The organism is Photobacterium halotolerans DSM 18316 (assembly GCF_000425165.1).
Taxonomy (GTDB): Bacteria; Pseudomonadota; Gammaproteobacteria; order Enterobacterales; family Vibrionaceae; genus Photobacterium; species Photobacterium halotolerans.
Map to the genome: position 1 here is coordinate 26302 of NZ_AULG01000015.1, position 14850 is coordinate 41151.

Below are 14850 nucleotides of genomic sequence, written 5' to 3' on the forward strand. Positions count from 1 at the left end.
AGTGGCTCCCTGCGCTGGTAATGCAGCGGTTGGGAGCCGCTTTTCAATTAGCGGACTAACTCGCCGGATAGCCAGCTTAAGATTTCGCGCAGCTTGTCATCGCTCAGGTTGAGCAGGTTGTCACCGACATACCATTCGAGGAACGATTGCTCAGATAAGGCGGCTTGTTGCGGATTTCCCAGCCAGATTTTCTGCTCTGTCGCCAGCCTGTCACGAATGGCTTTGGCCTTGTCGGCGCTGACCGGCAGGTACAGATGCAGCATATTGGCCTGAGGCGCTGTCGGATTGGGCGTTAACAGCGGGTAATCTTTCAATAGGCGGTAGAGTTGCTGAGTCCGCTCGAATAAGGCTGGCATCAGCGCCAGGCGCTGATCAAACTGCATAGCCGCGGAGACAGAGTAAGGCGTACGATGATATACGTTACCGCCCTGGCGCCGCATCCAGAGGCGAGCCTTTTCAATGAATTTTCTATCGCCCAGCAGCATAGAGCCGCCTAATCCGCCAATGCCTTTGTATAAAGAGACATAAGCTGAATCGAAACCTTCTGCAATCTCGCTATACTCACGGCCATACCAGGCTTTGGCTTCCCACAATCTGGCACCGTCCATGTGCAGATGAATACCCTGCTCGCGACAATGGGCTTTGATAGCGTTTAAATCATCCCATTCAGGCAGCTGACCGCCAATTTCGCGCATGGGAAGTTCATACAGTACGGCTGCTACATCGTCCGGCCATTCCTGCAGATCGGCCAAAGACCAGGTTTGATAAGGGTTACCGACAGGCAGAACGGTAAAGCGTTGCTGCAGCAGATAGCCTTGCGCTTCATGCAGGTAAATATGACTGGAGGGATGCATGGCCACAATAGGGTTTTTGCGTGCGATACAGGCCAGTTGCAGTGCGGTAGGTTGGGTCATCGTGCCCGTGATAACGAACAGACCGTCTTCGTAGCCCAGAAGATCGGCGATTTTGGTTTCAAACTGCTGCAGATCATCGCCCTGACCGTAAATATCATGTTTGACCTGATTGTCCTGACACCAGTCTGCCATTTGCCGGAAGATCTCGGCCGGAGACATTTCATGGTTGCCGGGGACAGACAGAGTGCATTGAGAGCGTAATTCCGTGCTCATAATAATCCTTGAAATAAGCCACTTAATTTTAATTCGTTGTCAGGAGTTTATGGTGGCTGATTCCCGTGCGCAACAGATTTCATTGACAGTTATGATGGCGCTCCGCGCCGGGAGCCTTATTAGCCTGTTTAATATTCAAAACGGGAAAATTCGCTTTCAATCGATGCATACAACTCAGATATCCAGGCCGGGGAGGTGTCGGATACAGGGCGGATCGGGTTTTTACGCGGATCATGCGGGGCGATCACCACTTCGACATTGTCTTTGCCGATTTTCTCCACCAGGGTAAACAGCTCTTCCACCGCACTGTCTCCGATAGCAAGACAACCAATGGAGTCGGCTTTGCCATGAATGAAAATATTGGAGCCCGGTGATTGCCGGCCTTCGAGTGCGGCGTATTTCAGATCGAAGTCGTTGGGATAGTTAAGCTTCATCGACAAGTGGAAACGACTGTTCGGGTTGAGGCCGATGATTTTGTAGATCCCCTCCGGCACCTGACGGTCGCCTTCCTTGAGCTTTGGTCCCGCTTTGCCGCTGGCTGCCGTGACAGGGTAACTGTAGACAAAATGGCGCCGGCCTTGCTGATCATACGCCCATAGCTCCAGTGCTTTTTCTTCTTTCAGGCCAAGCAGCGCAATTTTCTCAGGCGGATAACTCACACTGGCCTGGCGAAATCTGTATTTAAGCCGCATTTCCGACAAGTGGCCGTAAGTGGCTAATACATCATCAACGGTTCGCTTACCCAGTGCAGAGGGAGCGACAGAGCTTGAAACGGACTGTCCATGAGCATGAGAGATCATCAGTAAATATACAGTGGCAAACAGGGCTGAAAATTTAAGAGTGCGCATAATTCCCCAACGTCATATCTCGTCCGTTAAACGAAAAAATGTTGATTACATTATCAGCAGTGAGCTGTCAGTGTGTCAGATCACAGCGGCTGGAAAGTAAAATCCTCAATAACGCCATTGATGTCTGCATTCAGCACGTAATCAAGGTGCATGTTCCCTTTTTGCTGATAGAAGCTGATTCGGTAACCTTTATCGCCGTGGTTATTATCCACACGGTAATGGCTGGTCACCCGGGTACTGATCGCATCGCCCCGGACAATGCCGTTTACTGCCGGAGACGTGGCAATGATGTACGTCAGCTGATTTTCTTCTAAGTTATTGAATTTTATATAGGCGTAAGTTTTCTTTTTTACCAGTTGGCCATTTTCCAGAACATTGCCGTTGCTCTCTGAAAAATAGTAACCTTTCAGGTTAACTGTAGACTCAAACCCGATCTCAGGATCTGGCTGGCCCATAGATGCACAGCCTGATAACGATGAGAGAAGAATAATAGAGAGTGCCTTTTTCATACTCACCTTGATTTTTATAATGATGCAAAAGGGTCAGAAACCCTCAACCAATGACAGTATCTAATGGCGTCAGAACGCTGTGTGTCATTAACTGGTTATTGCAAAATGACAGGTAAGCGGAAGGTTTAAGCGGGGAACCGGTATCAGCGTACTCTTGGCAGGCAATAAGCGGCAGGCAACAAACGGCAGGAACAGCAGGCAGATACTGTCAGCTGTATATATACAAAGCAGCGAATATTGCCCTCAGTGCTTCTCAGCCAGCACAGGCTAAAGCAGCATATCTTTCGCACAATAAATGCTGTTGATACCGGGTGCGCTGTAGCAGCTCAGTTTGTCTTGTAATATGGCTGAAGGTAATGCGAATCCGGTTTGACCGTTTACCTTAATGGTGGTTTTGTTCGCGTTGATGTGATGCGAGATTTCAGAACCGTTACTGAGTGTCCAATAGGTATCAAAATCGCTGGTATTGGCACAGACCGATATGGAGCAACTGACCGGGGTTGTCTCACCGTGCTCAAACACAATGCATTGCGCTTGCATTTCACCGCAGCCAGCATTTGCCGTTGCTGATACCATAAAGCCACACATCAGGGTGAGGGATAAACAGGTAAAGCCTTTCATAATCCACCTTACTTCGCTTCGTCATTAGTCTGTTCTTGGGGCGTGTTACTGAGGCGACCAAAGTGACGAGAGGATGCAGGTTTTTTCGGCTGGCGCTGATTTGCGCCTAATCCGGGTGCTGAAGACAGGTGATTTATACGCCTGTCTTCAGAAGCGGTGTTGACAGAAAAATGATCGCAGCTGTGAGAAATTATCGCTGGAAATTACGATGCTCCACATCGCAGCGGATGACAGATTGTTCGTCGATCAAACCGGCTAAGTGCTTGCGGCTTTCCAGGTAATGCGGTGTCAGTTTGTGCGCCGCAAGTGCGTCTTCACTGGTATAGATTTCATACAGGTAGAAGCAGTGATCGTTGTCCTGAGCTGACAGCACATCGAACACCAGGCAGCCTTCTTCATTCTCTACCGAAGCCCTGGCATTTTCCTTCATGATCGAGAGATATTGGTCTCGAAACCCTGCTTTGACTGAATTTTTCACAACAATACAAAACATAGAGTGCACTTCCTTTTTGTCGGTTTGAGGAACAACTCGTTCTTCGTTTGAATATCTTGCTCTATATTGTATACAATGAATTAAATTATTGCACACGGAGCGGCTGGATATGAATGAGAGACCAACACCTTTGAACGGATTACGACATTTAGCACTGGCGGTGTATCCCTTTGAGGATTGTATCCGTTTCTATACCGAGATACTGGGTATGGAAGTGCTCAGAAAAGCGAGCGATAACCTGATTTACCTGACCTGCGGTAATGATAATTTGTCGCTGAGCAGGGCGTATGAACCACAGGAGAACCACAATCAGTCACTGGATCATTTCGGGTTCATAGTGGACAGCAAGGAAGAATTGCAAACCTGGTTCGAATTTCTCAAAGCCAAAGGCGTACCGTTATTGGATACACCGCATGATCACAGTGATGGTGCGCGCAGTTTTCATTGTACTGATCCGGCCGGCAATGTTGTTCAACCGATTTATCATCCTGCCATTTCAGGTCAGCGCCTGCGCTAGAAAAGCGATTTACCCGGCGCAATCGGTATGATCGCGTCGGGTGGAGGGGTTATTTTTGATTCAGTAAATAATCCAAAATTTCAACAATTTGCGCTGGATCTGTCGCCCAGGCGTTGGCGCTGGCATCCACTTCTTTGAGCGGGTGGACAATGTCTTCGCTGTGCAGTGTGATGTAGGGCTTATTCAGTGCAGCACAGTATCCGGCGTCAAACGCGGCATTCCACTGCTTGTATTTATCACCGAAACGGATAACAGCCACGTCGCATTGTTTGATCAGTTTCTGTATCCGGATGGCATTGACCTTGGCCGATTTATGGTCGCGCCAGAAGCTGTCAGATTCTGCCCCTAAACCATCACCTGCCGCGTCACTGCTGTCGTGATCGGTAACGGCTGAAGTAAACACAATATTGAGATCTTTCGCCTCACAGCCTTTAATGATTTGTTCCCGCCAGTCGGTGTGGATTTCACCAGAAAGATAGACATTCCAGGTCATTGCTTACCCCTTTTTCTTTATTACATGTCTCAGCCAATCAATGTATACACGACATAGAGACAGATACATGAGTGTTTAGTTGATATATTGTACACAATTGTGGGGTTTATTGCACATGTGTTGTGAGCTGAGAATTCACCGCCCCCCAGGTGTCGTAGCCCGTCATATACAGTGCGTCCATCTCGAACTCAGTGGCTGGTCTGATTTGCATCCGTTTTCGTTCTGTTAACTGTTGGTCTGATAATTACTGATCACCGAAAGCAGAACTCCGCCCAGCGACTCAGGCCAGCGGTGACCGAACCAAAATAATCACCGGCCACGATCGGCACACCGGGCAGGCGTTGCTCGATAAGCTGGCGTAGCATGGGGGAGCGGGCACTGCCGCCTGTCATAAAGATAACGTCCGGTGCGCATTCAGCCTGAGACAAAGCTTCATTGATCAGACTGCTGATCTTCTCCGCGTTGCTGTTGACCGCCTCTGCCAGTTCATGACTGGTGCAGCTGATCGGCAGTGTTTCCTGTCCGATGCGGATCTCAGTGCCGGCACTGGCTGAATCGGACAATGCGATTTTCAGCAGTTCGGCTTCACGCACCAACTGATGACCTAAGGTATGGTGATAGACCTGCAGCAGCCTTTGCAGCAAAACAGGCTCTGCGGAGTCCCGCACGAGCTGTTGCAGTACGGCTAAGTTCGCGCTGGCGTAAAAATCACTTTGTGCGGCCACATTGTTGATCGCCACCGGGTTCCAGAACTGGCTGATCGGCGCTGCCAGTCCGCGCTGGTTGGTGCTGTGCTTGCCAAATAAAGGCATGATACGCTCGAAGGCGAGGGCGATATCCAGATCGTTACCGCCGACGCGGCTGCCACTGTGGGCCAGCAAACCTTCTGTTCTGTCTGCTTTATTTAACCAGCCCGGTCCCATTTGCAGCACGGAGCAGTCGGTGGTACCGCCACCAATATCGACCACCAGGACGGTTTTGTCTTCTTGCAGCTGGCTTTCGTATTCCAGACCGGCAGCCACAGGTTCAAACTGGAATTCTATCGCTTTGAAGCCAGCACGCGTTGCCGCCCGGCGCAGAATACTCTCGGCCTGCTGGTTGGCCTTACTTCCGCCTGTACCCTGAAAGTTGACAGGGCGCCCGATAACAGCATGGGTGATACTCTCACCGCACTGGCTTTCACTGCGGTGTTTGATGTTTGCCATCATGGCGCAGACCAGATCTTCAAACAGGCTCAGTTGGATGTCATGTAAACCGGAAGCGCCAAGGAAGGACTTTGGCGATTTGACGTAATATACTTCATCAGGATCATTGAGGTAGGTGTCCAGCGCCTGCTGACCAAATTGTAAGGCGTGTGCATCAACGATGATGTCATCGTCTTTGTTGGCAGCGATCGAACGGCGCAGTAATTGCTCTCCAATCTTATCAGCGGGTTTGATGTCATAGTGACGAAATAGCGCCTCGCTGACGGCCTCGCGGCTTGGTGCCGCCAGTGTTGAAGGAATGAAAAAGCTCTCGCCTTCAAGGGGAAGCAATTTTGGCTGACCATTCTCCATAACAGCAACAGCGCAGTTGGCTGTGCCGTAGTCGAAACCTATGTACATACTTCCTCCTGACAACTAAAAAGCCGACCAGTGTACGAAAATTTCGGCCTAAGACAAGAAAAGGAAGCGCAGAGCGCGAGAATTGCATTGCGTCTCGCAGAACTGCTTTTAGCGATAAAGCTTACGGAAGAATTTTGACGTGAGCGTGTAGTCGTAACGGAGCTGGATCAGCGAATAAATTAATGTCGAGCCGGCCACTGTTCCCCAGGGGTAGAAGAAAAAGAGGATGCAGCCAAACAACATAGTGGCTTTTTCAGCCCAGGGGTGGCGGATCAAGAGTCCGTATCCGGCAGTGAGGTGAAGCACTATCATCAACACAGCCAGCAGCACCATAGCGAAATTGTTGGTTTCTATGTTCATGATGCCGTCGATGGCGGCCTGAAACCCTGAAACGATTCCCCATATCAGCCAGATAATCGCGTAAAGGGCATGAAAACCTATCGCCAGCCTGAATTTGAGTGAGTATTTCGAGCGCAGAGCATCGTGAGACTGCGATTGTTCGCCCTCAGTACATTTTTTACACATTTCTACCGGAGTACCGTCAGGTTTATCCAGCGTTCGAACACCGCATTGTACGCAGTACATTATTTACGCACCACTTGCCTGTTTATCGCACCGCATTTTATTACGATAGCTGTAGTTGCCAATTTACAGATACAAAGCTTCATGAGTTAACGACATTTCCCAACAAATATAATTTCATATAATGCCGTGTTCTTTAACATTTTCATGTCAGTTTTTCGCTTTTATAGTGTTTGAAATGATGAAATTGCTGTGGGGGTCTCATTTTGATGAATTAAATGTACTGTTACATAAGATTATGAAATTTAAGGTTTATGTAAATTAGGGTTCCATGAAGTAAATGTGGCGACCGTCGGCAATATACTTTCTGACTTTTCCATGTTTAATGGAAAAGCAAGTGACTGCTTATATTTTGTTGACGAGAGCATTGAATAGATTTGATGAATCTGTTTCTCTGCGGATCTTATTCAGGCCACTTGTTTTTCAAATCAAGTAATTCTGACTGGCAACGCGCAAAGGCCTCTACAAGAACCGGGTCGAAGTGAGTACCGCTATTTTTACAGATATAGTCAGAAGCCTCTTCAATGCTCCAGGCCGGCTTGTAAGGGCGTTTACTGGTCAGGGCATCAAATACATCGGCAATGGCTGTTATACGCGCCTCAACGGGAATAGCTTCTGCCTGTAAACCGTAGGGGTAGCCTGTACCATCCCATTTTTCATGATGATAGACGGCGATATTTCTGGCCATCTGCATCAGTTCGGAGGGGTCATTGCCCAGAATTTCTGCCCCTATCAGGGTATGGCGCTGCATAATTTGCCACTCTTCATCAGACAGTGCCCCTTTCTTTTGCAGAATATGATCCGGGATACCAATTTTGCCGATATCATGCATGGGTGATGCGTGCAGCAGGGTTTCTGACCATGCCGGGCTGTAACCTGCGGCTCTTGCAATGGTGTGGGCATAATGACTCATACGGATAACGTGATGGCCCGTTTCGTTATCTTTATATTCTGTCGCTCTGCTCAGTTTTTGTACTACGGAAAGCCGCGTTGATTTCAGCTCGTCCATTTTGACCAGCGACAGCTGATTTTTCACCCGGGCCCGGACAACGGGCGGGCTGACGGGTTTGGTGATGAAATCGACGGCACCTAATGCAAAACCTTGTGTTTCATCTTTGGTGTCTGACAGTGCGGTCACGAAGATCACCGGAATGTGTTTGGTGTCGGGTACGGTTGAAAGCTGCTCAATAACCTCATAGCCGGACAGGCCTGGCATCATAATATCCAGCAGGATCAGATCGGGTTTTTCTGTGTTAGCCAGCGCAATCGCGCGGCTGCCGTCCCGGGCGAATAGCAGACGGTAATCCGATGCCAGAATATTTTTCAGCACTTGCAAATTGGCAGGTTCATCATCCACGACCAGAAGGGTTTTACGTTCATCCATGTTATGCCTCTACAGTTTGCTGGCTGATGAGATAGTTATTCAGCAGCGTGGCTGCCAGGTCCAATTCAAAATCGCTCATGGCGGATTCCACTTCCATAGCCAGTTCTGCGGGTAGCTGGGATTTAACCGCCGCAAAAGCACAATCCGGCATTTCGCCCTGTTCCAGCTGCTGAATGATTTTGCTTATATCGTCAAGGTTGAGCACATCAGCTGTCTGATGCTCAGGCTCCGCAGAGAAATCCTCTACTGAAGTGAGCAGCAGCGTAATGGCATTAAACATTTCGCGGTATTGAGTAAATAACGGAACGGTATTTTCGTCACGCTGTAATGCCTGTTCCAGCTTTTTCATGCAGTGATGAGTACTTGGCATACACAGGTTGCCAGTCACGCCTTTCAGGCGGTGTACATGCGACAGGGCTTTTGTCTGACCGCCACTGAGCAAGCGAGCCATAAAGTCCGGGTGGTGCTGTGGCTGGCTGATGAATTTCTGTATGGCGGCGAGCTGCGATTGTTCATTGCCCCAGAGCAGGCGTCCTTTCTCCAGATCGATCAGGGTATCCTGATTGTCGTCTTGTTTCTCAGGGTGAACCGGGGCCTGGGTGATAATCCCTTTCAGGTAAGCCATTTCCGCTTTCAGCGCAGAGATATCTATTGGCTTGACGGCAAATCCATTCATGCCGGCGGCGAGAGCGTTACGTCTGTCTTTTTCGAGCACACTTGCCGTTAAAGCAATAATAGGCACTTCTTTTCGTTGCTGTTCCTTTTCATATGCCCGGATGGCTTTGCTGGCTTCCAGACCATTCAGCTCAGGCATCTGAACATCCATGAGAACGATATCAATGTGCCTGGATTTATATTGTTCTATGGCTTCTGTTCCGGTTCTGGCCGTGATTAACTGATGATTATCTCTTTTTAATAATCCTGTCATCAGCTCCAGGTTTTGCTCGACATCGTCTGCCACCAGTATGGTCATCGGTGGTATATGCACATTGTCTGTTGTGCTGTTATCAATCTGAGCAGACTGACCCGGTAGTAATGGCAGATCGACACGGAAGGTCGATCCCTGACCGGGCTGGCTGTAGACGGCGATTTTACCGCCCATCAGTTCAATCAGCTGTTTGGCTATGGTCGTCCCCAGACCTGTGCCGCCAAAGCGGCGCGACATAGTGCTGTCTGCCTGCGAGAAAGGGGCGAAGATGCTATCCAGTCTGTCCGGCGCAATGCCAATCCCCGTGTCTTCGACCAGAATAGTGACGCCTTTGGTACGGCTGGAAGTGATGTCCAGCCTGACATAACCCCGCTCGGTGAACTTTACCGCGTTACTCAGTAAGTTCAGGATAATTTGCTGAACGCGGAGCGGATCACCCTGGAAATATTCACTGAGCTGCGGGTCATAGCGCATTGTCAGCTCTATGCCTTTTTTGTTGGCTAACAGAGATTGGGTGGCAATCAATTGCTCACAGATTTGGCGAAGAGAGAAATGGCGGCATTCAAGCTGTGTGGTGCCGCTCTCCAGCTTGGCAGAATCCAGTACATCATTAAGCAGGTTGAGCAGGGTTTTTGCCGAGTGCCGGATAATGCCAAGGTGTCTTTGCTGTTCGGTGCTCATCTTACCGTCCAGCATGAGTTCGGAAAAACCGATAATAGCATTCATTGGTGTTCGCAATTCATGACTCATGTTGGCCAGAAAGGTACTTTTTGCCTGAGCCGCAATTTCAGCTTCTTCTTTGGAGCGGCGCAGATCGGCTTCCATTTGTTTTTGCTTGCTGATGTCTGTGATCACGCCGACAAAGGTGCTGACGCCATTGAGTCTGGATTCGCCGATAGACAAACGAATCGGCTTCATCAGGCCATTCTTGTGCAGTGCCGTGACTTCTCTGCCAATGCCGATAATGCGCGCTGTCCCGGTTTTGCGGTAATTCTCCAGGTAGGAATCGTGTGCACTTTGATAAGGTTCTGGCATCAGCATGCTGATGTTCCTGCCAATGACTTCACTCTCGTGATAACCAAAAATACGTTCTGCAGAGGCATTGAATGAGAGGATAATGCCGCGGTGAGACATTTTAATAATGCCGTCGACGGCGGTATCTATGGTGGCTTTCAGCTCTGCAGCGGTCTCTTCACTGTGCTGGAGTAATGAGCGGTAGCGGGTCAGGGCGTTAACAGCCGCAATGATCAGGCTCAGGGATACGGTGACAATCGAAATGGTAATGGCCAGTAAGTAATGACGCTGGCTGCCGGGGATAAATGCCGGATCGGGCTGGCCGACAAAACGGGTCGCTTCCATGGCGGTATAGTGCATGCCTGCAATGGCCAGCCCCATGACCACGCTGGCAATGAGCTGAACCTGATAACCTGCCATTGATCGGTGTTTACGCAGACCAAAACTGATCCATAACGCCAGAGTGGCTAATGAGGCGGCGACAAAAATGGAGAGTGCGAATAAAGCCGGGTCATATTTTAGCGCAGGACCCAGTACCATCGCCGCCATGCCTATGTAGTGCATTGAGCCAATACCCAGGCCGACGGTTATACCACACAGTATCAGTCGTGCATTACTGACAGCCCGTTTCGTCAGTAAATGGAGCGTTACCCAGGAAGCCAGAAAACTGGGTATGACGGAAAGCAGGGTAATGCTGATGTCGTAATCCACTGTGGTACACAGTTCGAAGGCCAGCATACCAATGAAATGCATGGCCCAGACACCCACCCCTAACGACGCTGCACCTGTCAGTATATGCAGGCGGCGCAGTAAGCGGCTGCGGCTCTGTTTAGCCGACTCGGCTAAAGAAAGCGCCAGTAAAGAGGCACCCACAGAGATAAGCAAAGAAATGGTAATCAGTGAAAAGTTATATTCACCAGAGACCAGAAGGCTTGGATCTGTGCTGTCGGAGATAAAAAAGCGCGAAAAGAGATCTGCAATCATGATTCATCAAAGACCAGCTATCCGCCACCTGATACGTGATAACCGGTTAGGTAAATGAGTGTTGTATTTTTATGTCAATGGCCGCTCACATTATCCTGTCGGTCAGGAAGAGTAAACCATTGAAACGTTAGTAAGTGCTAATAATCAACACAATATCAATAAACAGTGATTACCTTATGAACTGATATTCTTATTATTGTTGAAGACAAATTTGTACAAGATTGAAAAACTGTTTTGGCGTAAAGTGACTGTTTTCGTATTGTGGATAGTGGTAAGGCAATGAAAGAAAAAGAAATACCAAAGGAAACGTCTGCCGTTTTACTGACTGGCAAGGAGAAACGGCGGTTGTTCAAGCAAGGTGCACTCGCTGTGATGCCTTTATGTGTAGCCGTTATTCCCTGGGGGTTACTTGCCGGTTCCTTTGCTATTGATGCCGGACTGGACGTGTTTCAGAGTGTGGCCATGTCAGCGATAGTGTTTGCCGGGGCGGCGCAGCTGGTAGCAACCGGGTTACTGAAAGCCGGGATCGGTATTGTGACTATCTTACTGACCACCTTTTTTATTACCTCGAGGCATTTGTTGTACAGCATCACGATGCGAAACGTGATCAGCCCGCTTCCGCTTCGCTGGCGGCTGGGTTTGGGTTTTCTTCTGACCGATGAGCTTTTTGCCTTGTGTGGTAATCAGTCCCCGCAGCGTTTTCAGCCCTGGTATGCACTGGGTGCCGGGCTTTGGTTTTATATCAGCTGGAACATTGCCACATTAGCAGGCATTTTCGCGGGAAAATTTATCCCGAATCTGGACAGCCTGGGCCTGGATTTTGCCATTGCCGCCACTTTTATCGCTATCGTCGTACCCAGTATCCAGCGCTGGCCGGTGTTGATCACAGTACTGATTGCCCTGGTGATGTCAGTGTTAATGGCAGCTCTGAACATAGAAGGCGGGCTGATGATAGCCAGCTTAACCGCGATGTTAGGCGGATATATGTCTGAACGCTTGATGGGAAATAAATCAATTCACAGTGAAGTAACAGAAAAACAGCAGGAAGAAAAATGATGATCTGGCTAACTATATTGACAATGACGCTGATTATTTTCGCAAGTCGATATCTGTTTTTAGACCCCCGATTGCCTATAAAACTGAACTATCAAACTCAGCGGTTTTTAAGTTATTCTAGCCCGGCAGTGTTGACGGCAATTTGGGCGCCTATTGTTTTTTTGCCCGAGGAGAATACTATTAACATCACGTTTAGTAATCCATATTTAATTGGCGCTGCTGTTGCCATTATAATCGCTTTGAAAACAAAGAATGTTTTATTAACAGCTGTGATAAGCATGGTGGTGTTTTTTTGCGTGTCATTTTTTATAAAATGAGAAATTGTTGTTTATATTTTTGATTTAAATGGCTTTCTCTTTTTTGAGAAATGCGGATTTATAAACTTAAGTTATAGTTGGTTAATCAAGCCTTATCGCTCTCAGAGCTGCCCGGTTTTATCGGGTGGCTGATTTGTGCGTGGAAAAAAGAAGAGGTTAACCATGGCTATGCAAGCATCAAAAGGCAGGCAGCCTGATAAAGTCAGTGCATCTTTAAAATCGACGAAAATAATCGGAACATCCGTTCTGGTTATTTCAATGCTGTTTTCATTTAACTCACAAGCTAAAAATGGCAATGAGAATGACTACGATTTACAACCTATAGAGGAATTAGGAAAAAGATTATTTTTTGAAAATATCTCTGATCCTAATCGAATGTCTTGTGCGACTTGCCACGCGCCAAGCACGGGCGGTACGTACAATGTCTCTGGTGTGAATTTACATCAGGTCGCAGTTACCGGGGCAAGGCCACATTTAAGACCACAAGATTTAGAAGAAGGGCAAGAAAAAACGACGGTGAAAAATGCCGGGGGGCTGAAGCCGCCGACAAATCAATATGTCAGTTTCCTGCATAACGAAGAAGCCAAAGGTCTGCAAAAACTCCAACTTGCGGGTCAAGGTCCATGTGGTATTTTTCCTTGTGGCGGTGCGTTTTGGAACGGACGCGCTAATGGTGACATTGTCGAAAATACCAACTTGGTTTTTGATGCTAACGACGCCAGCTGGCAGAAAAAAACATCTTACTCAAAATACCTTGGTCCCCTCGCTGATCAGGCCTTTGCCAGCCCGTTTTTGAACCCTGTTGAGCAAAACCATAAGAGTAAAGAAGATGTATGCCTCCAGGTGGAATCCACCAGATGGGGTAAAGAGTTGTATTATCAGTCATGGGGTGTGAGTTTATCTTGTCAGTCTGAAGATGAATCGGCCACGGCATTTGCACGCTTTGCTGTTGCTCTGGCGGCATGGCAAATGTCTGAAGATAACAATCGCTTTAACTCAAAACGGGATATTGCTCTTGCAGAAGACGACAATCAACAATTCCCGTTAGCTGGATTCACCGACCTGGAAAACGAAGGACATGACCTGTTCTATGGCCAGGCTGGGTGTGTTATTTGCCATAACAGCAACGGTGCCAATGGGACGCATCCCCTTGAACGGTATACCGATGACAGCTATCACGCGATTGGTGTGCCAAGAAACTATGAGTTACCGGGTTCACCATTACCGGATATCGGGTTACATCCCACATTGTTAAACCTGGGGTTGAACCCGAATGCCAATTTACCATTTCCTCCGTTTTTTATTCAGAATGCCTTTATTGGCGCCCACAAAACACCCACATTGCGCAATGTCGATAAACGTCCGGGGAAAGGATTTACCAAAGCATATGCCCACAATGGCTGGTTTAAGAGTCTGGAAAGTATTGTGCATTTCTACAATACCTCAGATGTTGACGGTCAGACCGCATTAGATTTTGGTGTGACACGCTGCCCCGCGAGTATCGTGACTGAAAAAGAGGCGCTGGCGAATAATTGCTGGCCTGCACCTGAAGTGCCCGATGCACCGTTATTGACCATTGGTGGTGTAACAGGTGATCTGGGATTAACGGCTCATGAAGAAGCGGCTCTCGTTGCTTACCTGAAAACGCTCACAGATACCACGACAGTGGTGGCACCTAAACCATACAAAAGCTCCGGCAACCCATCGAAAAATGGGAAGTAATAACAAGAACGATAAAAAGAAAAGCGAGATGATGATCTCGCTTTTGGTTGTCACCCCTAAACCACCGCCTATGGCGGTGGTGATCGTTTTGTCTTACTTCCTTGGCCCCACTGGCACCATGATGTGTTCATAGGGGGTGCCTTTCCACATCACATATGGCCCGCCGTTATTGGGATCGGTGGGAAGCGAATCGAGTAAGGTTTTGTCTGGTGTGATAATCATTAAATGTGGTCCTTCAACCACCCATTGGTTATCTGCCGTTTTACCTTCCGCATAAGGGTCGATATTGCTTGCGCCGCCGTCACCAGCCAGCATGTAAGAAATACCTATGCTTTTAATTTCAACGGGTTCTTTTTTCATCCAGGCTTGTGCCCATTCCATCCAGGGGCCATCCATACACATAGGGGCTGTCCCTTTCAGCTGAGGAGGTGTTGGAAAGCAAGTGTAGGTACTGGAGCCTTTTTGTAAGACATTGTTATCCCAGTCCATTACGGTGACTTTCTCTCTGAGTGTGGGAGGAGCTGCACTCAATGCATCATCCAGCATTGCTTGTTTGTCATCGGCACTGACGATAGCAGGGATCCCTGCTGTCACAAGCACTACCAGAGGCAGATATCTGGCAAATTTCATACCGTTATCCTTAGTCGAATG

15 protein-coding genes are annotated in these 14850 nt (G+C 48.4%); 4 read left to right on the forward strand and 11 right to left on the reverse strand.

The window, feature by feature from the left end; translation table 11 throughout:
- Nucleotides 1-47: 47 nt before the first annotated feature.
- The 5 genes from H511_RS0103275 to H511_RS0103295 all read right to left on the reverse strand — a co-directional run bounded on the left by H511_RS0103275 (nucleotide 48) and on the right by H511_RS0103295 (nucleotide 3598).
- Nucleotides 48-1127, reverse strand: coding sequence for a threonine aldolase family protein (locus tag H511_RS0103275; protein WP_027251022.1), 1080 nt, complete (start codon nucleotides 1125-1127; stop codon nucleotides 48-50).
- A 128-nt stretch (nucleotides 1128-1255) separates the two neighbouring features.
- Entirely contained in the window at nucleotides 1256-1975 is a 720-nt protein-coding gene (locus H511_RS22430; protein ID WP_036758624.1) for a L,D-transpeptidase family protein, read from the reverse strand.
- An 80-nt stretch (nucleotides 1976-2055) separates the two neighbouring features.
- Nucleotides 2056-2484 (reverse strand): hypothetical protein, encoded by a 429-nt coding sequence (locus H511_RS0103285; protein WP_155804787.1) that lies wholly within the window; start codon nucleotides 2482-2484, stop codon nucleotides 2056-2058.
- 267 nt (nucleotides 2485-2751) lie between these two features.
- Nucleotides 2752-3105 (reverse strand): hypothetical protein, encoded by a 354-nt coding sequence (locus H511_RS0103290; RefSeq protein ID WP_036758626.1) that lies wholly within the window; start codon nucleotides 3103-3105, stop codon nucleotides 2752-2754.
- A gap of 190 nt (nucleotides 3106-3295) precedes the next feature.
- Complete coding sequence (locus tag H511_RS0103295) at nucleotides 3296-3598, reverse strand: putative quinol monooxygenase (RefSeq protein ID WP_027251025.1); 303 nt, start codon at nucleotides 3596-3598, stop codon at nucleotides 3296-3298.
- A gap of 109 nt (nucleotides 3599-3707) precedes the next feature.
- Here H511_RS0103295 and H511_RS0103300 point away from each other — a divergent pair, with 109 nt between their 5' ends.
- Nucleotides 3708-4115, forward strand: coding sequence for a VOC family protein (locus H511_RS0103300; RefSeq protein ID WP_027251026.1), 408 nt, complete (start codon nucleotides 3708-3710; stop codon nucleotides 4113-4115).
- A 49-nt stretch (nucleotides 4116-4164) separates the two neighbouring features.
- On the opposite strand, the gene H511_RS0103305 is transcribed toward H511_RS0103300, so the two are convergent.
- From H511_RS0103305 to H511_RS0103325, 5 genes are all read right to left on the reverse strand, one after another.
- Nucleotides 4165-4608: a YtoQ family protein gene (locus H511_RS0103305; protein ID WP_027251027.1), complete on the reverse strand. Its 444-nt coding sequence runs from the start codon at nucleotides 4606-4608 to the stop codon at nucleotides 4165-4167.
- Nucleotides 4609-4859: 251 nt separating this feature from the next.
- Nucleotides 4860-6212 carry a molecular chaperone gene (yegD, locus tag H511_RS0103310; protein ID WP_027251028.1) on the reverse strand — a complete coding sequence of 451 codons (1353 nt, stop codon included), beginning with the start codon at nucleotides 6210-6212 and terminating at the stop codon, nucleotides 4860-4862.
- 108 nt (nucleotides 6213-6320) lie between these two features.
- The gene (locus H511_RS0103315) at nucleotides 6321-6797 is read right to left on the reverse strand and encodes a hypothetical protein (protein ID WP_027251029.1); all 477 of its coding nucleotides are present in this window, start codon (nucleotides 6795-6797) and stop codon (nucleotides 6321-6323) included.
- Between the two features lie 400 nt (nucleotides 6798-7197).
- The gene (locus H511_RS0103320) at nucleotides 7198-8178 is read right to left on the reverse strand and encodes an HD domain-containing phosphohydrolase (protein ID WP_027251030.1); all 981 of its coding nucleotides are present in this window, start codon (nucleotides 8176-8178) and stop codon (nucleotides 7198-7200) included.
- A gap of 1 nt (nucleotide 8179) precedes the next feature.
- Nucleotides 8180-11104 (reverse strand): MHYT domain-containing protein, encoded by a 2925-nt coding sequence (locus H511_RS0103325; RefSeq protein WP_155804788.1) that lies wholly within the window; start codon nucleotides 11102-11104, stop codon nucleotides 8180-8182.
- 279 nt (nucleotides 11105-11383) lie between these two features.
- Between H511_RS0103325 and H511_RS22435 the strand changes: the two genes are divergently transcribed.
- From H511_RS22435 to H511_RS0103340, 3 genes are all read left to right on the forward strand, one after another.
- Nucleotides 11384-12160, forward strand: coding sequence for an AzlC family ABC transporter permease (locus tag H511_RS22435; protein ID WP_081669174.1), 777 nt, complete (start codon nucleotides 11384-11386; stop codon nucleotides 12158-12160).
- Nucleotides 12160-12477 carry an AzlD domain-containing protein gene (locus H511_RS0103335; protein ID WP_027251032.1) on the forward strand — a complete coding sequence of 106 codons (318 nt, stop codon included), beginning with the start codon at nucleotides 12160-12162 and terminating at the stop codon, nucleotides 12475-12477. Before H511_RS22435 ends, H511_RS0103335 begins: the two co-directional genes overlap by 1 nt.
- Nucleotides 12478-12639: 162 nt before the next feature.
- Complete coding sequence (locus H511_RS0103340) at nucleotides 12640-14199, forward strand: cytochrome-c peroxidase (RefSeq protein ID WP_027251033.1); 1560 nt, start codon at nucleotides 12640-12642, stop codon at nucleotides 14197-14199.
- Between the two features lie 93 nt (nucleotides 14200-14292).
- Here the strand turns inward: H511_RS0103340 and H511_RS0103345 are convergent, their stop codons facing one another.
- Complete coding sequence (locus H511_RS0103345; RefSeq protein ID WP_027251034.1) at nucleotides 14293-14829, reverse strand: hypothetical protein; 537 nt, start codon at nucleotides 14827-14829, stop codon at nucleotides 14293-14295.
- Between the last annotated feature and the right edge of the window lie 21 nt (nucleotides 14830-14850).